This is a genomic window from Streptomyces sp. SID13726 (assembly GCF_010548375.1).
GTDB lineage: Bacteria > Actinomycetota > Actinomycetes > Streptomycetales > Streptomycetaceae > Streptomyces.
In genome coordinates this window covers 36628-55827 of record NZ_JAAGLY010000019.1, presented here as the reverse complement: position 1 = coordinate 55827, position 19200 = coordinate 36628, and the positions used below count along the sequence as shown (strand labels likewise).

The following is a 19200-nucleotide window of genomic DNA, read 5'->3' as shown; positions in this document are numbered from 1 at the left end:
TTCACTTACGGGGATTCGAAGATCTCCACGTCCTGGAGCCCGTCCAGGCCGGTCAGATCGGCCCCCTGGGGGACGATCAGCCGTTGCAGCGCCGGAAGCCGGGGGATGCCCCGCATCCTGGCCATCTCGTCGCGGATCCCGCCGCCCAGGTCGAGGACGGTGACGTTCGGGAACTGCCAGGACAACGCCGAGAGATCGCAGGCGAGCAGGGAGCCGACGAGGGTCAGTCGCCGGAGTCCGGTGATGGGCTGCCACGGCGGGGGACGGGAGAGCGAGGGCGCCGAGATCGTCAGCTCCTCCAGCGCCGGGTGGCTCTGGATCGCCGCCCAGTCCGCCATGCAGGAGGGGCTGTTGTCCTTTCCCAGGACGAGCGAGCGCAGCGCGGGCCAGTAGCCGATGATCTCCAGCACGGGCAGCCGGCCCGGCTCGTCCGTCGAGAAGTGCTCCAGGTCGGACAGCATCGCCAGAGCGTCGACGGACCTGACGTTCGGGCAGCCCGACAGGACGAGGCGGCGCAGTCCCGTCCACTCCTTGAGGAAGCCGAGGCCCCTGAGGGAGCTGTTCATGCTGAGCACCAGTTCGTGCGGGCCGCCGGGCGGGCGCGGGCCCGCGGCGGTGAGCGAGGCCTCGTCGAAGTCGCCGCGCAACCGGAGCCGCGGTCGGCTGCCGAGCTCTCGCAGGGCCGCCAGCTGTGCCGGGGTCCTGATGGTGAGGATGTCCTCGGCCGGGAGGTGGGTGAGCACCTCCTGCGCGTAGCGGACGGTGTCGAACGACGCCCAGGCGTCGACGACACGCTCCCGCACCCGGGGCCAGCGTCGCGCCTCGCAGAACCGCGCGAGCAGGGGCAGGGCCGCGTCGTGGGCGATTCCCGCGGCGGTCTCCAGTACGTATCCGGCCTCCCGCTCGGGAAGATCCTCCGGGCCCGGCAGCACCTCCAGGACGATCGGCCCGATCTTGATCAGGGTGTCGACCTCTTCGATGGTGCGCGGCGGAATGATGCTCGCGACCCGCTCCTCCACCAAGGTACGGACCTCCGCGTCGAGTTCCGTCGCGTGTTCCAGTGACGTCATCGCGAGCAGGTGGATACGCCGGTCGCCGCGCTGGTCGCCGAGCTCGACCAGGTCTCTGAGCAGCCGGGCGCACTCGTGGGGACGAGCGTGGGCGAGGGCCATCCGGATGACGTCCTCCCACTGCGTTTTGTCCGCGTTCTGGGCCAGCAGGCCGAAGTCGCCCTCCTCCACGGCCGCCCGCGCGGCCAGGAAGTCCTGGAAGGTGCGGTGGACGAAGTCGATCGCGTCCTCCGTCGGCTCGCGCAACAGCCCGCTGCGCAGCAGCAGATGCTTCAGCACTCCCGCCGCGTCGCCGAGCCGTGCCACCTGCGGTACGGAGGGGAGGGCGCCCGAGACGATGCGCTGGGCCTGGCTGCGGAGAACCTCGGTCTGCTGGTTGCGGATCATCCAGTACGCCAGCTTCTGGAGCAGCTTGATCTGCGGCTCCTTCGTCAGCTGGCCACCGAAGGGCTTCTCGGAGATGCCTTTGTACTGGTCCCGGCGCTCCAGCAGCATGTACAGCGCGGCGTCGTACAGTTCCTTGCGGCCGTGCGGGAGATAGCCCTCACGGTCCCGGTGCAGGGCGCAGATCAGTGCGCACATCAGCGGATTGGTGGCCAGGGAGGCCAGGTCCTGCTTGGTGTGGACGGCGGTCAGCAGCCTGCGGGCGAGGGCCTTGTCGGCCTCCGCGGCGTTGTGCCAGCGTTCGACGAACTCCGTGACCGCGTCCCGGTTCATCGGGGCGAGGGAGAGTTCGGCGAACCCGTCGCCGACGAGCCAGTTGTCGCGCACGGCGGACGGCCGGGACGTGACCAGCCAGAGGTTGTCCGGATAGGTGGAGATCAGGCTGCGCAACCAGCGATGGGTGTCCTCGCGGACGGGCTCGGCGATCTCGTCGATGCCGTCGACGAGGAGAAGACCGCGCCCGGCGGTCAGGACGTGGTGCGTCCAGTTGCCCGGCTGGGCTCCCGCCAGGGGGCAGTCCATGGCGGTCAGGAAGTCATGGGGCATCGGCAGCCGGGCGCTGTCCCGGGCGAGGCGGCGCAGCGGAAGGACGAACGGCACCCGCCCGGCCAGATAGGCCAGGTCGCCTCCCGCCAGGCCACCCGCGGCGGAGACCGCCAGCCACTGCACGAGAGTGGTCTTCCCCGACCCCGCGACTCCGCGCAACAGCACGCGGTCCCGGCTCTCCAGGGCCTGATCCGCGGGCAACGGGACCGCGGACCCGGTGAGGCCCTCCGTCAACCTGGCCTCCAGGCTCAGGTAGGAGGCGTCCAGGGGCCATTCGCGGTCGTGGTTCAGGTCGATGCCGTAGATCGTCAGACGTCTGTGCTCGGCCCGGACGTAGGCGGCGTACCGCTGCTCGAACTCCGCCTCCGGGTCGGCCACCGGACCGGAGACCTCGCGGATGTCCGGGGCGGGGCAGCCGATCCCGGCCAGGGTTTCGACGAAGGAGGCGTCGTCCAGCAGCTCTCCGACCGGTGTGGCCTTCATACGGCTGTGCAGCCAGCCCTCGGCGTCGGCGGTGACCACCCCGGCCAGCCGGCCCAGGGCGAAGAGGGCGGCACCGGAGAAACCGGCCCAGGGCGAGCCGCCGTCGGCGCGGGGCGCGGGCACCTTGTCGATGTCGACCGGGACCATCCGGCTGAGCAGCGCGGAGCCGCGCTTGATCGTGCCGGTGACGTGCTCGCTCTCCAGTCGGCCGGTGCCGTCCCGCTGGACGTACGGATAGCCCACGGCCTCGCAGCCGGGCAGGGGCGCGATGCCGCGGACCCTGCTCCAGCGGTTCCAGGCACGGTCGGGGTCGTCGTCGGTGAGCGCTTCACCGGCCAGCAGCAGGGCGGCGTCACAGGACTCGTCCCAGCGCTGCCAGACCCGCTCACAGCGCACCGGCCCACGGCTCCCGGGTACGCGGACCCGGATGTCGGAGCCGTGCGCGACGACGTGAGCGGCGGTCAGGACGACGCGTGGGGAGAGCAGATAGCCACTGCCCTGGTGGCCCCCGCAGAAGACCGCGGCCACCCGTTCCGTGACGGGGCCGCCCCGGTCGACGGGCAGCACGTTCAGTCCCGGACCGCGGCGGAGAAGCCGCTCACATCGCCTTCGTCGTCGGCGGCGATGAGCCAGCCCTGGCCCGTCGCCGTGTTCCTGGGTTTCAGAGTGAACGAGACCTTGTGGGTGCCGGCCGTCGACACACCCGCTTCCGCGCCCGCGTCGACGACCCACGCCTTGACGCCGCCTCTCGCCCGGGCGTCGCGGCGCATCTCGACCACGAACTCCATCTGGATGTCGCCGAGTTCGAAGCGCAGCCCCTGGCCGGTGCCCTGGCTCGCGGCCTCCATCAGGCCGTCGCGTACGGCCCCGACGACCTCGGCAAGCTCGATCCTGTCGCTCACTGTCCCCCGCTCACCAGCTCGCTCTCGAGTAACCGGCGCAACCTATCCCGCTGTGGGACGCGGTGAGTGGAGTTCGGGCGGATCGGCGCCGGGACCCGATGTCCCTACGGCGGTTCCCGGCCACGGAACAGGGCCGGCACCCCGCTTTTGGAGTACCGACCTCTGAGAGCTGACGGACCGACCCCTGAGAGCCAACGAGCCGCGTCCCTACACCGAGGCCCCCCTACTCCGAGGCCCCCCTACACCGAGGCCCCCCGCGCCCGCCCGCCCGACGTCACCGCGTCCGCACCGCGTACGTGGCCACCCGCACTCCCTCGTCGTCCAGGCACTCCCCGGTGGCCAGGTCGAAGCGTTGCTTCAGCAGGGGGGAGGCCACGAAGGGGCGGCCCTCGTGGGTGCCGGTGAGGCCGCGGGAGAGGACTGCCGCGCCGCCGAAGGGGTCGCGGTTGTCGATGGCGTAGAGGGTGCCGGAGCGGTCGCGGAAGAGGGCTGCCTGGCGGCCGTCGGGGAGGAGGGCCGCCACGCCTCGGCCGGGGAGCAGGCGGGTCAGGTCGCAGACCGCGAACCAGTCGCCGTCCAGGTGGAGTTCGACCTTCAGGTCGGTGGTCTCGGGTGCCAGGGTCATCGCTGGGCGCTTCCTTCCAGGGGGCGGTGGCCGATGGTCAGCAGCGGCAGGTCGGGCTTGATCTGGTCGCGCTCGGGGACGAAGCCGACGACCGGGTCGGGGGTGTCCGGGGCGTTCACGAAGGACACGAACCGGGCCAGCTTCTCGGGGTCGTTGATGGTGGTCGCCCACTCGTCGGCGTAGTGCGCCACGTGCGCGGTCATCAGGGACTCCAGCTCCTCGCAGATGCCGAGGGAGTCCTCCACGACCACGTCACGGATGTGGTCCAGGCCGCCGGGGATGCGCTCCAGCCAGGTCGAGGTGCGCTCCAGGCGGTCCGCGGTGCGGATGTAGAACATCAGGAAACGGTCGATCAGACGGATCAGTTCGGCGTCGCTCAGATCCTGCGCCAGCAGGTCCGCGTGGCGCGGGGTCGCGCCGCCGTTGCCGCCGACGTACAGGTTCCAGCCGTTGGACGTGGCGATGACGCCGAAGTCCTTCGACTGGGCCTCCGCGCACTCGCGGGCGCAGCCCGACACCGCCGACTTGAGCTTGTGCGGGGAGCGCAGGCCCCGGTAGCGCAGCTCCAGGTCGATCGCCATCCGGACCGAGTCCTGGACGCCGTAGCGGCACCAGGTCTGCCCGACGCAGGACTTCACCGTGCGCAGCGACTTGCCGTAGGCGTGGCCCGACTCGAAGCCCGCGTCCACCAACCTGGTCCAGATGAGCGGGAGTTGCTCGACCCGCGCGCCGAACATGTCGATCCGCTGGCCGCCGGTGATCTTCGTGTAGAGGCCGAAGTCGCGGGCGATCTCGCCGATCACGATGAGGCCCTCGGGGGTGATCTCGCCGCCGGGGATGCGCGGGACGACCGAATAGGAGCCGTTCTTCTGGAGGTTGGCGAGGAAGTGGTCGTTGGAGTCCTGGAGGGAGGCCTGCTCGCCGTCCAGGACATAGCCGCTCGCGCCGATCGTCGGGGCGAGGGAGGCGATGATCGAGCCGACCGCCGGCTTGCAGACCTCGCAGCCGTCACCGCCCTTGGCGCCGTCGCGGCCGTAGCGGTCCAGCAGGTCCTGGTAGGTGTTGATGCGCAGGGCGAGGACGATCTCGTACAGCTCCTCGCGGGTCTGCGCGAAGCAGCCGCACAGCCCCTTGTCGACCTCGACGCCGGACGCCTCCAGCTCGGCGGTGACCAGCTGGCCCAGCACCTTGACGCAACTGCCGCACGTCGTACCGGCCTTGGTGCACTTCTTCACCTCGGGCACGGTCGTGCAGTTGTGCTCGGTGACCGCTCCGCGGATCGTGCCCTTGCGGACGTTGTTGCAGGAGCAGATGATCGCCTCGTCCGGCAGCGCGGTCGGGCCGAGCTGGACACCCGAGTCGGCCCCGGCCGGCAGCACCAGCGACTCCGGCGAGACCGGCGGCACCGAACCGGTGAACGCCTTCAGCGTGCCGTACGCCTCCGCGTCGCCGACCAGGATGCCGCCGAGGAGCGTGCCGTCCCGGCCGATGACCAGCTTCTTGTACAGGCCCGAGCGGGAGTCGGAGTACACGACGTCCAGGCAGTCCGCGGTCGCGCCGTGCGCGTCACCGAAGGACGCCACGTCCACGCCGAGCAGCTTCAGCTTGGTGGACAGGTCGGCACCCAGGAAGGCCGCTTCGTCCGAAGCGATGGTCGCCGCCGCCGTCTCCGCCTGCTCGTAGCCGGGGGCCACCAGGCCGTACACCCGGCCGTCCGCGGCCAGCGCGCACTCCCCGATCGCGAACACGTGCGGGTCGGCGACCGTACGGCACTGCTCGTCCACCGTGATGCCGCCGCGCTCCCCGACCGTGAGGCCGCAGTCCCGGGCCAGCTGGTCGCGCGGCCGGACACCGGCGCTGAACACCACCAGATCCGTGGCGAGTTCGGAACCGTCGGACAGCTTCATGCCGGTGACGGCGCCCTCGGCGTCGACCACGATCTCCTGCGTGCCGACGCCCGTGTGGACGGAGAGTCCCATCTCCTCGATGGTCCGCAGCAGCGCCGCGCCACCGCCCTCGTCGACCTGCACCGGCATCAGCCGCGGCGCGAACTCCACGATGTGGGAGGTGAGTCCGAGCCCCTTCAGCGCACCGGCCGCCTCAAGTCCGAGCAGACCGCCACCGACCACGGCACCGGTCGTACGGGTCCTCGCGTACTCCTCGATCGCGAGCAGGTCCTCGATCGTGCGGTAGACGAAACAGCCCTCGGCGTCCTTGTTCGGGACCGGCGGCACGAAGGGGTACGAGCCGGTGGCGAGCACGAGGACGTCGTAGTCGAAGACCTGGCCGGAGCGGGCCGTGACCTTCCTTGCCGAGCGGTCGACCGTCTCCGCCGGGTCGCCGACGTACAGCTCGATGCCGTGCGTCGCGATGAACTCCATGTCCGTCATGGACAGTTCCTCGGGCGTCTTCCCCGAGAAGTACGACGTGAGCGCGACGCGGTCGTACGCGGGACGCGGCTCCTCGCACAGCACGACCACGCGGTGCGTGGCGGTCAGGCCGCGTTCGGCGAGCGCCTCCAGGAAGCGCTGGCCGACCATGCCGTGGCCGACGAGCACGATCGTGGGGGTGGCCTCCGTGGCCTCCGGGTGGGCGGTCATCAGGAGCCTCCATCGTTGGTGAGCAGGTGGAGCAGCGGCCCGCCGTCGGAGGGCAGCGGCTCTGCTCCCTCCCAGGCGCGGGCGAGCGCGCCGACGGTGCCGAGTTCGCCGACGAGGACCCCGCCGACCAGGCGGTCGTCGCGCACGACGACCTTCCTGTAGGTGCCGCGCGTGGCGTCCGCGAGCTGGACGACGTCGTCGCCCGGCAGCGCCTCGGTCTCGCCGAAGGCGGCCAGGTCGAAGGCGGTCTGCCCGGGCAGCGTGAGCCGGGTCAGTGAACGGGTGCCGGTGTACCGGGCGTTGGTGCGACCGGCCAGCAACTCGGCCAGGGCGTCGGCCTGTTCGAGGGCCGGGGTGGCGAGTCCGTAGACGGTGCCGTCGTGCTGGGCGCAGTCGCCGATGGCGTGGATGTACGGGTCGGAGGTGCGCAGTTCGTCGTCCACGACGACCCCCTTGCGCACGTCCAGGCCCGCCGTCCGCGCGAGGCCGACACGGGGGTGGACCCCGCAGGCCAGGACCACTATCTCGGCGTCGAGCGCGTAGCCGTCGGCCATCTCGACCGAGCGGACCGCACCGCCGACGCAGCGCACGTCACGCACACGCAGATCGGTGTGGACCTCGACACCGAGGTCCCCGAGGTGGCGTCGGACCAACTTGGACGCGCTCGGGTCGAGTTGACGCTCCATCAGTCGCTCGGACTGCTGGGCGAGGATCACCTGGGCGCCGCGCTGGGCGAGCGCGCGGGCCGCCGAGACCCCGAGGAGCCCGCCGCCGATCACGACCGCCTTCACACCCGGCCGGACCGCCTCGGACAGCCCCAGGCAGTCGTCCATGGTCCGGAAGGCGTGCACGCCCACGGGCAGTTCGTGATCCGGGGCGCTGTGCCCACCCGAGGGGCGACCCCCGGACCCCCGCCCGGAGAGGCCGGAGAGGCCGGAGAGGCCGGAGAGGCTGGAGAGGCCGGCCGGCTCGATGGCTCGGAGCCCCGACGGGACGTAGGCGTTCGTGAACAGCCCGCGCAGCGGCGGCAGTACCGGGTTCGAGCCGGTGGCCAGGACCAGACGGTCGTATGCGATCTTCGAACCGTCCGCGCACTCGACGGTCCGCGCCGCGCGGTCGATGCCGGTGACCCGGGCACGGGTCAGCGCGGCCGGCGCCGGGAGCGCGATCACGTCCGGGGTGTACCGCCCGGCCAGCACCTCGGCGAGGAGCACCCGGTTGTACGGGCGGTGCTCCTCCTCGCCGATCAGTGTCACGGGCGTGCCGAGCTCTCCGAGACGCCGGGCGAGACGGACGCCCGCGAGCCCGGCGCCTATCACCACCACACGCGTATTCGAGGTCATGTCCAGGAGCGTGCGATGCCGGTGTTTCCCGACCGCATCACATCTGTTTCCCGCGAGGAACGCTGCCCTCAGCGGCGGCCCGGGGCGGATGTGAGGGTGTGGCGCCGGAAACCGCCCAGGTGGGTGGAGGGTGCACGGATCCCGTCCTCTAAGGTCGCGATCATGCCCGACATACCGCTGACCATCGTCGTCGTCCTGTGCCTCACGGCCTTCGCGGCCGGCTGGATCGACGCCGTGGTCGGCGGCGGGGGCCTCCTCCTGCTGCCGGTCCTGCTGCTCGGCCTGCCGTCGAACACCCCGGCCGCGTACGCCCTCGGCACCAACAAGGCGGTCGCCATCGTCGGCACCTCCGGCGCCGCGGTGACCTACGCCCGCAAGGCGCCCGTCGATGTCCGGACCGCCGTACGCATCGGGGTCGCGGCCCTCGCGGGTTCCTCGGCCGGTGCCTTCTTCGCGGCGGGGATGAGCACCGACGTGCTCAAGCCGGTGATCATGGTGGTCCTGCTGGCCGTCGCCGGTTTCGTGATCCTGCGCCCCGCCTTCGGCACCGCGCCGGTCACCGGCCCCGCCACCCGCCGCCGGGTCCTCGCCGCGATCGGGCTCGCGGGGCTCGGCATCGGGTTCTACGACGGCCTGATCGGACCCGGCACCGGCACGTTCCTCGTCCTCGCCCTCACCGCGGTCCTCCATCTCGACCTCGTGACCGCGTCCGCCACCGCGAAGATCGTCAACTGCTGCACCAACGCGGGCGCGCTCGCGATGTTCGCCTGGCAGGGCACGGTCCTGTGGCGGCTCGCCGCCCTGATGGCCGTGTTCAACCTCGCGGGCGGCACGCTCGGCGCGCACACCGCGCTGAAGAAGGGGAGCGGATTCGTCCGGGTCGTCCTGCTGACGGTCGTGTTCGCGCTGGTGGCGAATTTGGCGTACGAGCAGTGGATCGCCTGATCTACGGTGGCTCCATGGCAACCCAGGTGATCGTGCTCAACGGCGGTTCCAGCTCGGGCAAGTCCGGGATCGCCCGGTGCCTCCAGGCGGTGCTGCCGGACCCCTGGCTGGTCTTCGGGGTCGACGCGTTGATCGAGGCGATGCCGGGCACGGGCGCGGGCATCGAGTTCGCGGCGGACGGCGAGGTGAACGTCGGGCCGGAGTTCATGGCCCTGGAAGCGGCCTGGGCCCGGGGGATCGCCGCCACGGCCTACGCGGGCGCCCGGCTGATCATCGACGATGTCTTCCTCGGCGGCGGCGCCACCCAGGACCGCTGGCGCGGGGTCCTGGACGGACTGGACGTGCTCTGGGTCGGCGTCCGCTGCGACGCCGAGGTGGCCGCGGGCCGGGAGATCGCCCGCGGCGACCGGGTGCGCGGGATGGCCGAGAAGCAGGCGGAGATCGTCCACCAGGGAGTGGTCTACGACGTCGAGGTCGACACCGGCCGCGCCGAGGCCCTGGAGTGCGCGCGGAGCATCGCGGAGGCGGTCGTCAGCGGCTCGCCGTGAGACGCGGCCGGCGGCTCAGGCTCGCGTGACCTTGTGCGTGAGCCCTGTCACCGGGTGCCCGTGAGATGCGCGAACACCACCACGTTCCCCCGGTACCCGGTCGAGCGCGAGTACCCGCCGCCGCAGGTGATCACCCGCAGTTCGGGCCGCTTCGCCGCGCCGTACACCTTCTCGTCGGGGAAGTCCTTCGCGTCGTACACCTCGACCGCGTCCACCGTGAACACCGCGACGCTTCCGTCGCGCCGGTCCACCTCGATCGCGCTGCCCCGCTGGAGGGCGCCGAGGTCGTAGAAGACGGCGGGTCCCTCGGCGTTGTCGACGTGCCCGGCGACGATCGCGGTGCCGGTCTCACCGGGGGTGGTGCCGGCCTCGTACCAGCCGGCGAGGTTCTTGCGCCTGGCCGGCGGCACGTCGAGGCTGCCGCTCGGGGTGAGCGCGAGGCCCGTCAGGGGGGCGTCCACCCGGATCGCGGGGATGCGGACCCGGTCCGGCGGGGAGGGCGGCAGCGCGGGCGCGGCGGCCCGGCCGGCATCCGGCCCGGCGTCCCGGCCCGCGTGCGCCTGCGCGGCGGACGGCTGCGGCGGGGCGTGCGTCTCGGCGCCGCTGCGCAGCAGCCACGCGCCGCTGCACAGGGCGACCACGGTGACACCCGCTATGGCGGTGTTGCCGAGCCTGCGGTTGCGCACGAGAAACCTCCTCTACGGCTGAACTGCCCGTCCCCCTCCGGGCCGCGAGGGGCGTCGGGCCCGGAGGGGGAGGGGACATGCGGTACCGGCGGACAGCGGAGGGTGTCCGTCAGATCCCGTCGCCTCTCGCCCGGCGATGCAGGAGCCAGGTACCGCCCGCGGCAGCGACGGCGAGAGCCGCCACACCGGCCGCGGTCTGCACGGGGTCGGGGCCGAGCGCGCCACCGACCCCCGTCTTCACGCTTCCTCGCGGATGCACCGGCTGACGTTGCGAGGTCAGCGTCACCACCAGGTCGCCGGTCACTCGCCGGCGGCCCTCCGCGCAGGTCGCGGCGATCTCGTACGTCCCCGGCTGCGCGCTCGGCGGCACCCGGAACTGTCCGATCGCGTCACCCTCGTGCGTGCTGGGCGCCAGCGTGAAGGAGCCCGCGCCCACCGCGCTGGCATCCCCCGCCGCCGTACCCTCGTCCCCGCACGCCGCCGTGTTCACCGTGACCTGCCCGCCCGGCACGACGGAGGACGGGAAGACCTCCAGGCCGTCGGCGTCCCCGGCGTACGCGGGTGCGCAGACGAGTCCCGCGGCGGCGACGGCGAGCGCGCTGCCGGTCAGCAGACGGGCGGTGGATCGCATGGTGCTCCCTTGAGCTCTCGGGTGGGATCCCTGTGCCTCCGAGGTAAGTGGCAGTGGGCCGAGCGCGCTTCCTGAGGGTGTGTCAGAAATGCGGTGAATGGGTGTCAGATCGGTGTGCGCGGGGTCGGTCCGGCCGGAGTTTCAGCAGGTCATCGCCGTACGGCAGGGGTGCCGTCGAAGAGAACCCGAAGGGCGCCCGGCGCGCGTGTGAACGGGTGACGCCCCGCCCGACGGCCGGGCTTGACCTCAACTTTGGTCGAGGTATCAGGCTGTCCCGTATGCAGACAGACATCGCTCCGCTCCGCGTCGCCCTGGTCATCGGCAGCAACCGGCGCGGCCGTTTCGGCCCGGTCGTCGCCGACTGGCTCCTGGACCGCCTGCACGACCGCGACGACCTGGTCCCCGAGGTCGTGGACGTGGCCGAGGCGGACCTCCCCATGACCTTCGCCCCCACCGAGTCGTCCTCCGACGTCACCCCGAAGCTCGCGTCGGCGGACGCCTTCGTGGTCCTCACCCCCGAGTACAACCACTCCTTCCCGGCGGGCCTCAAGAACCTCGTCGACTGGCACTACACGGAATGGCAGGCCAAGCCGGTCGCCCTGGTCTCCTACGGCGGCATCTCCGGCGGCCTGCGCGCGGTGGAACACCTCCGCCAGGTCTTCGCCGAACTCCACGCGGTCACGGTCCGCGACACGGTGAGCTTCCACCACGCGGGCCAGTCCTTCACCGGGGGCCGCCCGAAGGACGCGGCGGGGCCGGAGGCGGCGGCGAAGGTGATGCTGGACCAGCTGGTGTGGTGGGGGAGGGTGCTCAGGGAGGGCCGGGCGGCCAGGCCGTACGGCGAGTGAGGGGCGCCGGGTGCGTGAGCGGGCACCGTTGGCCGGCCTCCCGGCGGCGGGGCTACCGTGAGGTGATGGGCATGGAACCGCGTATCACCCTCGTCACCCTGGGCGTCTCGGACCTGGCCCGCGCCAAGGCCTTCTACGAGGCGCTCGGCTGGCGTGGACAGGAGGTCGAGGAGACGGTCTTCTTCCAGGCCGGGGGGCTGGGCCTGGTCCTGTGGGGCCGGGAGAAGCTCGCGCGGGACTGCGGCCTTGAGCCGGGGCCGCCCGTGCGGGGCTTCGGCGGTATCGCCCTCGCCCACAACGTCCGCTCCGAGGCGGAGGTCGACGCCCTCCTCGCCAAGGTCGCGGAGGCGGGCGGCACGATCACGAAACCCGCCGCCGTGAACGCCGTCGGCTTCTACTCCAGCGCCTTCACCGACCCGGACGGCCACGCCTGGGAGGTCGCCTTCAACCCCGGCTTTCCGCTGGCGGAGGACGGGACGGTCAGGCTTCCGGACTTCGGGTAGGGGCGGGGCGGATCAGGACCGGATCAGGTCGGGCCGGATCAGGTAGTACGGGGTCGGGTCGAGCCGGATCAGGTCGTGCCGGGTCGGGCTTGGGCTTGCGTGTGACTTCGGCATCCGTGTGGCTCAGGGGCCGGTCCACAGCTCCGGTCAGTCCGCCGCGAGCACCCCCTCCAGCGCCCGCCGCCCCACCTCCGCGAGGACCGGGTTCTTCCCGCCCCGGTAGTAGTGCACCGCGCCCAGCCCGAAGCGCAGGCCCCATCCCCGGCCCCGCTCCCACGTGGTGTCGTCGACCTCGGCGGCCTCGCGGAACAGCCGGCGGCTCTCGCCGGAGAACAGGGTCCACGCGGGCAGCATGTCCACCGACGGGTCCCCGGTGCCGAGCCCGCCGAAGTCGATGACCGCGGTGAGCCGGCCGTGCTCGGTGAGGAGATTGCCGGGGAGGAGGTCGGCGTGCAGCCAGACGGGCTCGCCGTCCCAGCGGGGCAGCCGGACGGTCTCGTCCCAGAGGGCGGTGGCCCGGTCCGCGTCCAGCGTCCCGTCGGCGCCGAGTTCCCGGATCGCGAGGTTCGCGTAGTCGTCGCGGTCGTCGAGGGGCCCGCTGCGGAAGGACTTCGGCGCGCCGGTGGCGTCGAGCCCCCGCAGTGCGGCGACGAACCGTCCCAACTCGACGGCGGCCAGGGCGAGATCGGTGACCGGGGCGTCGTAGGCGTTGTCCCCTTCGAGCCACCGGTACACGCCCCACGGCAACCCGTACCCCCGCCCCGGCTCCCCGGCGGCCAGCGGCTCCGGCACGGCCAGCGGCAGTTGGGGGGCCAGCCGTGGCAACCACCGCTGCTCGAAGCCGACTTGGTCCCCCGCGCCCGGCAACCGCGGCAGTCGTACGACCATGTCGTCCCCGAGCCGGTGCAGCGCGTTGTCGGTCCCGGCCGAGTCGACCCACGCGACCGGCAGCCCCGCCCACCGCGGGAACTGGTCCGAGACGAGCCCGGCCACCAGCTCCGCGTCGATGTCGAGTTCGTCGGCGTGCATCTTCGCGGGGGACGGCATGGAGCTCCAGGGGTCGCGGGGCGGTGTCGGCGCTGGAGCGTAGCCGGGCGTACGAATCCGGGGCCACCGGATTTCGGGCGGCGGTCCACCTCAGGCGCGCCGCCGCCGCACCACCGCGCACACCGTCCCGATCCCGCCGAACCGCGGAAGGTCGTCACCTCGCCGTCCGTGGAGGTGAACTCGACCACCGGGTACGCCACGGGCCGGTCGGCGGTCCGCCTCTCGCGATCGGCGCGACGGCCAGGAACAGAGCCCCGAACGCGATTCTGACGGCAGGCGTACGGCCGCTCCGGACCGGGGCGGCCGTGTCACCCGGGTCAGTTCACGTTGACCGCGCTCCAGGCAGCCGCCACCGCGTTGTGCTCCGCGCTGCCCGCTCCGTACAGATCCTTCGCGGCGTTGAGGGTCGCCGTCCGGGCTCCCGTGTAGTTCGTCGAGGACGTCATGTAGACCGTCAGCGCCCGGTACCAGATGGCGCCCAGCTTGTCCCGGCCTATACCGGTGACCGTGGAGCCGTTGGAGGTGGGGGAGTTGTAGCTGACGCCGTTGATGGTCTTCGCTCCGCTGCCCTCCGCCAGGAGATACGCGAAGTGGTTCGCGACCCCGGAGGAGTAGTGCACGTCGAGGTTGGCCACCGAACTGCTCCAGGAGTCGGCGGAGTTGCCGTCCTTGGAGGGCTTGTCCATGTAGCGCAGGGCGTCCCGTCCGAAGCCGGAGCGGACGATCTTCTCGCCGATCAGGTAGTCGCCGGTGTCGGAGGAGTTCCCCGCGTACCACTCCACCAGCGTGCCGAAGATATCGGAGGTCGCCTCGTTGAGCCCGCCCGACTCGCCCGAGTACGTCAGCGCCGCCGTCTTCGACGTCACACCGTGCGACATCTCGTGGCCCGCCACGTCCAGCGACACCAACGGGCCGAGCTGCGTCCCGTCACCGTCGCCGTAGGTCATGCAGAAGCAACTGTCGTCCCAGAAGGCGTTGTTGTAGTTGTTGCCGTAGTGGACGCGGTTGTACGAGCCCTTGCCGTCCCCGCCGATGCCGTTGCGGCCGTGGACGTTCTTGTAGTAGTCCCAGGTGACGTCGGTGCCGTACTGCGCGTCGACCGCGGCCGTGGCCCGGTCCGAACTCGCCCCCGTGCCCCAGTGGTTGTCGGCGTCGGTGAACAGGGTCGCGGGGGCGCGGCTGATGCAGATGGTCAGGATGCACAGGTCGGTCTTGTTGGCCGCGTCACCGGTGTACGTGTTCCCGCGCGTGGCGTCCTTGAGCTGGTACGTCGACCCCGACTGGGTCGTCTCCAGCGGAACCGTGCCGCCGTACAGCGACTTCCCGTCGCCGGCGGCCTGCTCGATGCTGTCCCAGGCGGCGATCTGGGAACCGGTGCTCGCGTCGGTCAGCACGGTGCGCGCGACCGGGTTGCCGAGCGAGTCCTGCGCCACCGCGTCGGTCTGCCAGGCCAGTTTCGGCGCTCCGTGCAGGGCGTCGACGACCAGCTTCGGCTTGGCGGTGAGCTTCTTCAGGGTCTCGCCGAGGTTGGCCGCCCTGAGGGCGTTCGTCGCGAGGTCGGCGGCCTTCGGCGCGGAGAGGGCCGGGGTGACACCGGCCAGGGATATCGAGTCCCGCGTGGCGCGCGAGGAGCTGAGGTAGCTGCCGTCCGGTGCCAGGTGGACCACGAAGTCGCCGCCCAGCACGGGGAGTTGGCGGTAGGTGCGGTCGTAGCGGATGTGCTGGGTGCCGTCGGGGTCCACGATCACGTCGCGGACCTCGGTGCCCTGGGCGGAGGTGAGCCCCAACGCGGCGGCGTGGTCGGCCAGTACGGCGGCGGCGTTGTCGAGCGCGGTGGCCCTGGTCGGTCTGTCGGCGGCACCGGCGGTGGGGGAGAGCGCGGCGGCCAGCAGGGTGGCGGCGGTGGCGGCCACTCCGGCGGTGGCGAGACGACGGGAACGGGCACCTCGGACGTACGGCCGTATCCGACTCATCGGTCTCCTCTGAAAGGCGCCGAAGGGCGCGAGGGGGTGGCACAGATGTTGACGAAGATTTAAGGGGCCATGACATTCCGTGTCCAGGGCGCCTCACGTGCAGGTGTGTGAGGGGAGAGAATCGTTTCTGTGAGCCCTGTGCGACTTCCGTTCTTCGTCTACGGCACGCTCCGCCCCGGCGAGGTCAACCACGACCTCTTCCTGCGCGGCCGCGTCCGCTCCGAGGAGCCCGGCCGGCTCACCGGCGCGGTGCTGTACGACGGCCCCGGCTATCCGTACGCCGTCGAGGAGACCGGAGGCGCGGTCGCGGGGGAGATCGTCACCCCGCGACCCGACGCCTACGCCGAACTGCTCGCCGCCCTCGACGAGTTGGAGGAGTACACCCCCGGCGACCCGCGCAACCTCTACGAACGCGTCGCCCGCGAGGTGCTCCGCACGGCTGACGGAACGTCCGTGCGCGCCTGGGTCTATGTGGCCGCGCCCTCCGTCGCCGTGGGCCTGCGAGCGCGCGGCAAGCTGATCGAGGGCAGCGACTGGCTGCTCCGGTGAACTACCGCTCCACCGCCTCCACCCGCACCGCGCACGCCTTGAACTCCGGCATCCGGGACGTCGGGTCGAGGGCCGGGTTGGTGAGGGTGTTGGCGCGGCCCTCCCCGTACCAGTGGAAGGGCATGAAGACGGTGTCGGGGCGGATGCCGAGGGTGATCCGGGCCGGCGCCACGGCCCGCCCGCGCCGGGAGACCACGGCCAGCGGGTCCCCCTCCGCCGCCCCGAGCCGCTCCGCGAGCCGCGGGTGCAACTCCACGAACGGCCCCGGCGCGGCGGCGTTCAGCTCGTCCACCCGGCGGGTCTGGGCACCGGACTGGTACTGCGCCACCACCCGCCCGGTGGTCAGCAGCACCGGATACTCCTCATCGGTCTCCTCGGCGACGGCCCGATGCGAGACGGCAACGAACCGGGCCCGACCGTCCGGGTGGGCGAAACGGTCCAGGAAGAGGCGGGGGGTGCCGGGGTGCGGGGGCGTGTGCTGTGCGGGGCTGGGGCGTGCGACGGTGTTTTCCGCGGGGGTGGCGGTCGGTTCCGTGGGGCTGGGGTGTGGTGCTGCCTTTTCCGTGGCGCCGGGGTGTGTGGCTGTCGGCTGGGTGGGGTTGGGATGTGGTGCCGTGTTTTCCGTGGCGCCGGGGTATGTGGCCGTCGGTTCCATGGGGCCGGGGTGTGAGGCCGTGTACTGCGTGGGGCTGGGGTGTGGTGCCGTATTTTCCGCGGCCCCGGGTTGCGCGGCCGTCGGCTCGGTGGGGCCGAGGCGCACCGCCGTCGGCTCCGCGAGACTGGCGTGCGGCGCCGTTGCTTTCGCGAGCCCGAGCTGCACCGCCGTCGGCTCCGCGAGGTCGGGTTGTGCCGCTGTCTCCTCCGCGAGCCCGAGCTGCACCACCGTCGGCTCCGCGAGCCCGAGACGTGCCGTCGTCTCCTTCGCGGGCCCGGCGTGCACCCCCGTCTCCTCCACCGGCCCAGCGCGCACCCCCGTCCTCTCCGCCGGGCACGGCCAGAACACGCCGTTCTCCTCGGCCAGTCGCCGGTACGTGATGCCGGAGTAGTCCGCCGGGCCGCCCGCGCTGGCCCGGCGCAGTTCCTCGAAGACCTCCTCGGGGTCGGTCGGGAAGCCCTTCTCCACGCCGAGCCGGTCGGCGAGTTCGTGGAGGATCTCCAGGTCGCTGCGGATGCCGTCCGGGGCGGTGATCGCCTGGCGGCGGAGCAGCACCCGACCCTCCAGGTTGGTCGTGGTGCCCGTCTCCTCCGCCCACTGGGTCACCGGCAGGACCACGTCCGCGAGGGCAGCCGTCTCCGACAGCACGACGTCACAGACCGCCAGGAAATCAAGGGACTTGACCCGCTCCTCGACATGCGCGGCACGCGGCGCCGACACCACCGGGTTGGACCCCATCAGCAGCAGCGACCTGATGTCCGTACCCAGCGCGTCCAGCAACTCGTAGGCGCTGCGCCCCGGTCCGGGCAGCGAGTCGGGGTCCACGCCCCAGACCTCGGCGACATGCGCCCGCGCCGCCGGGTCGTCCAGCTTGCGGTAGCCGGGCAACTGGTCGGCCTTCTGGCCGTGTTCGCGCCCGCCCTGTCCGTTGCCCTGCCCGGTCAGACAGCCGTACCCGCTGTACGGCCGCCCCGCCCGCCCGGTCGCCAGGCACAGGTTGATCCACGCGCTCACCGTGTCGGTGCCCTTGGACTGCTGCTCGGGCCCGCGCGCGGTGAGCACCATCGCGGACTCCGGCTCGCAGAACAGCCGTACGGTCTCCCGCAGTTGGGGCACCGGCACCCCCGTGATCCGCTCCACGTACTCCGGCCAGTGGGCCATCGCGGCGGCCCGGGCGTCCTCCCAGCCGACCGTGCGCTCACGGACGTACTCCTCGTCGACCAGCCCGTCGGCGACGACCAGGTGCAGCAGCCCGAGGGCGAGCGCGAGGTCGGTGCCGGGGCGGGGCATGAGGTGCAGGTCGGCCTGTTCGGCGGTCCTGGTCCGGCGCGGGTCGATGACGATCAACGTGCCGCCGTTCTCCCGCAGTTCGGTGAAGAACCGCAGGGAGGGCGGCATGGTCTCGGCGAGGTTGGAGCCGACGAGGATGACACAGCCGGACTTCGGGATGTCCTCCAGCGGGAAGGGCAGCCCGCGGTCCAGGCCGAAGGCCTTCATGCCGCCGGCCGCCGCGGACGACATGCAGAAGCGCCCGTTGTAGTCGATCTGCGAGGTACCGAGGACGACCCGCGCGAACTTGCCGAGCGTGTACGCCTTCTCGTTGGTCAGGCCGCCCCCGCCGAACACCCCGCACGCGTCCGGGCCGTGCTCCGCGCGCGTGCGGGACAGCCCCTCGGCGATCCGGTCCAGCGCCTCGTCCCAGCTCGCGGGCGCCAGCGTGCCCCCGGAGCGCACCAACGGCGAGGTCAGGCGCACCCGGGACGAGAGCACCGCGGGCGCGGTACGGCCCTTGCCGCACAGCGCGCCCCGGTTCACCGGGAAGTCCGCGCGCTCGCTCACCTCGACGGTCCCGCCCGGGACGGGGGTCAGGTTCATCCCGCACTGCAGGGCGCAGTACGGGCAGTGCGTGGGCGTCGCGGAGTTCGGCATGCCGTTCAGCGTGCTTCCGCCGTGTTACGCCGGGGACGGCCCCCTGTTACGCCCGGACGACGGCGGTCTCCCCACCGGACCGGCGAGACGGTGAGGCACACGGCGGTCCACCGAGGACCAAGAGGAGGGCATGACCGCGTTCCTGGAGAAACGCGCCCCGCGCTTCACCGGCCACCGGCCAGCGCCCGGGCCACCCCCGGCTCCTTGGGCCCGAGGAACCGGGGGTCCGGCTCGAACAGGGCGTCCAGCGCCGCCTTGCTCGCCGCGAGGACCTCCCGGGTGCCGCCGTAGTACCAGGTGACGTCGTGCTCGGCGTCCACCCCGACGCCGTACGACGTGACGCCCGCCGCCTCGCAGAGCGCGACCGCGCGCCGGATGTGGAAGCCCTGGCTGATCAGCACCGCCCGGTCGACGCCGAAGATCTTCCTGGCGCGGACGCAGGAGTCCCAGGTGTCGAAGCCGGCGTAGTCGCTGACGATCCGGGTGTCCGGGACGCCGTGCCGGGTCAGGTAGGCGCGCATCGCGTCGGGCTCGTCGTAGTCCTCGCGGCTGTTGTCGCCGGTGACGAGGACGACCTCGATCCGCCCGTCCCGGTACAGCTTCGCCGCCGCGTCCAGCCGGTGGGCGAGATACGGCGACGGCTCGCCGTCCCACAGCCCGGCGCCGAAGACGACGGCCACCTCGGTGCGCGGCACGTCGGCCGTGGTGCGCAGCCGGTCCGCCGTCACGACCCACATCCATGTCGACGGCAGCAGCGCGAGCACACACCCCGCCATCACGGCCTGCACGAGCCGCCGCCGGCCGGCACGCGTGCGTGGCAGCCGCGGTCTGCGTACCTTCGGCAGTCGCATCGGACGGTCCCTCCCCGGTCGG

Annotated in this window: 16 protein-coding genes; 5 read left to right on the top strand and 11 right to left on the bottom strand. The window is 72.2% G+C overall.

Annotated elements, in window-relative coordinates; all coding sequences use genetic code 11:
• Nucleotides 1-5: 5 nt before the first annotated feature.
• The 5 genes from G3I78_RS35475 to G3I78_RS35455 form a co-directional block, all read right to left on the bottom strand.
• Nucleotides 6-3110 carry an NACHT domain-containing protein gene (locus G3I78_RS35475; protein ID WP_164432395.1) on the bottom strand — a complete coding sequence of 1035 codons (3105 nt, stop codon included), beginning with the start codon at nucleotides 3108-3110 and terminating at the stop codon, nucleotides 6-8.
• 2 nt (nucleotides 3111-3112) lie between these two features.
• Complete coding sequence (locus G3I78_RS35470; RefSeq protein ID WP_164432393.1) at nucleotides 3113-3445, bottom strand: trypco2 family protein; 333 nt, start codon at nucleotides 3443-3445, stop codon at nucleotides 3113-3115.
• 274 nt (nucleotides 3446-3719) lie between these two features.
• The gene (gene nirD, locus G3I78_RS35465; RefSeq protein WP_164432391.1) at nucleotides 3720-4070 is read right to left on the bottom strand and encodes a nitrite reductase small subunit NirD; all 351 of its coding nucleotides are present in this window, start codon (nucleotides 4068-4070) and stop codon (nucleotides 3720-3722) included.
• On the bottom strand, nucleotides 4067-6670 hold the full coding sequence (gene nirB / locus G3I78_RS35460) for a nitrite reductase large subunit NirB (protein WP_164432389.1): 2604 nt from the start codon (nucleotides 6668-6670) through the stop codon (nucleotides 4067-4069). Before nirB ends, nirD begins: the two co-directional genes overlap by 4 nt.
• Nucleotides 6670-8013: an FAD-dependent oxidoreductase gene (locus G3I78_RS35455; protein WP_164432387.1), complete on the bottom strand. Its 1344-nt coding sequence runs from the start codon at nucleotides 8011-8013 to the stop codon at nucleotides 6670-6672. The genes nirB and G3I78_RS35455 overlap by 1 nt, the downstream gene beginning before the upstream one ends.
• A 162-nt stretch (nucleotides 8014-8175) precedes the next feature.
• Between G3I78_RS35455 and G3I78_RS35450 the strand changes: the two genes are divergently transcribed.
• A complete protein-coding gene (locus tag G3I78_RS35450; protein ID WP_164432385.1) occupies nucleotides 8176-8958 on the top strand; it encodes a TSUP family transporter in 783 nt (260 codons plus the stop codon).
• A 14-nt stretch (nucleotides 8959-8972) separates the two neighbouring features.
• Nucleotides 8973-9506, top strand: coding sequence for a chloramphenicol phosphotransferase CPT (gene cpt, locus G3I78_RS35445; protein WP_203615946.1), 534 nt, complete (start codon nucleotides 8973-8975; stop codon nucleotides 9504-9506).
• A 47-nt stretch (nucleotides 9507-9553) separates the two neighbouring features.
• Here cpt and G3I78_RS35440 read toward each other — a convergent pair whose 3' ends face one another.
• Together G3I78_RS35440 and G3I78_RS35435 are read right to left on the bottom strand one after the other, a co-directional pair.
• The gene (locus G3I78_RS35440; protein WP_164432383.1) at nucleotides 9554-10192 is read right to left on the bottom strand and encodes a class F sortase; all 639 of its coding nucleotides are present in this window, start codon (nucleotides 10190-10192) and stop codon (nucleotides 9554-9556) included.
• Nucleotides 10193-10301: 109 nt separating this feature from the next.
• Entirely contained in the window at nucleotides 10302-10823 is a 522-nt protein-coding gene (locus tag G3I78_RS35435) for a hypothetical protein (RefSeq protein WP_164432381.1), read from the bottom strand.
• A 278-nt stretch (nucleotides 10824-11101) separates the two neighbouring features.
• On the opposite strand from G3I78_RS35435, the gene G3I78_RS35430 reads away from it, so the two are divergent.
• Both G3I78_RS35430 and G3I78_RS35425 read left to right on the top strand, forming a co-directional pair.
• Nucleotides 11102-11671: an NAD(P)H-dependent oxidoreductase gene (locus tag G3I78_RS35430; RefSeq protein WP_164432379.1), complete on the top strand. Its 570-nt coding sequence runs from the start codon at nucleotides 11102-11104 to the stop codon at nucleotides 11669-11671.
• A 71-nt stretch (nucleotides 11672-11742) separates the two neighbouring features.
• A complete protein-coding gene (locus G3I78_RS35425; RefSeq protein WP_164432377.1) occupies nucleotides 11743-12174 on the top strand; it encodes a VOC family protein in 432 nt (143 codons plus the stop codon).
• Nucleotides 12175-12321: 147 nt separating this feature from the next.
• On the opposite strand, the gene G3I78_RS35420 is transcribed toward G3I78_RS35425, so the two are convergent.
• On the bottom strand, nucleotides 12322-13221 hold the full coding sequence (locus tag G3I78_RS35420) for an aminoglycoside phosphotransferase family protein (protein WP_164432375.1): 900 nt from the start codon (nucleotides 13219-13221) through the stop codon (nucleotides 12322-12324).
• A 317-nt stretch (nucleotides 13222-13538) separates the two neighbouring features.
• Entirely contained in the window at nucleotides 13539-15194 is a 1656-nt protein-coding gene (locus G3I78_RS35415) for a M4 family metallopeptidase (RefSeq protein ID WP_164432373.1), read from the bottom strand.
• 129 nt (nucleotides 15195-15323) lie between these two features.
• Between G3I78_RS35415 and G3I78_RS35410 the strand changes: the two genes are divergently transcribed.
• Nucleotides 15324-15743 (top strand): gamma-glutamylcyclotransferase family protein, encoded by a 420-nt coding sequence (locus tag G3I78_RS35410; protein ID WP_343243941.1) that lies wholly within the window; start codon nucleotides 15324-15326, stop codon nucleotides 15741-15743.
• A gap of 1 nt (nucleotide 15744) precedes the next feature.
• Here the strand turns inward: G3I78_RS35410 and G3I78_RS35405 are convergent, their stop codons facing one another.
• Both G3I78_RS35405 and G3I78_RS35400 read right to left on the bottom strand, forming a co-directional pair.
• A complete protein-coding gene (locus tag G3I78_RS35405; protein WP_164432371.1) occupies nucleotides 15745-18327 on the bottom strand; it encodes a molybdopterin oxidoreductase family protein in 2583 nt (860 codons plus the stop codon).
• A gap of 164 nt (nucleotides 18328-18491) precedes the next feature.
• Complete coding sequence (locus G3I78_RS35400; RefSeq protein ID WP_164432369.1) at nucleotides 18492-19178, bottom strand: ElyC/SanA/YdcF family protein; 687 nt, start codon at nucleotides 19176-19178, stop codon at nucleotides 18492-18494.
• Nucleotides 19179-19200: the final 22 nt, after the last annotated feature.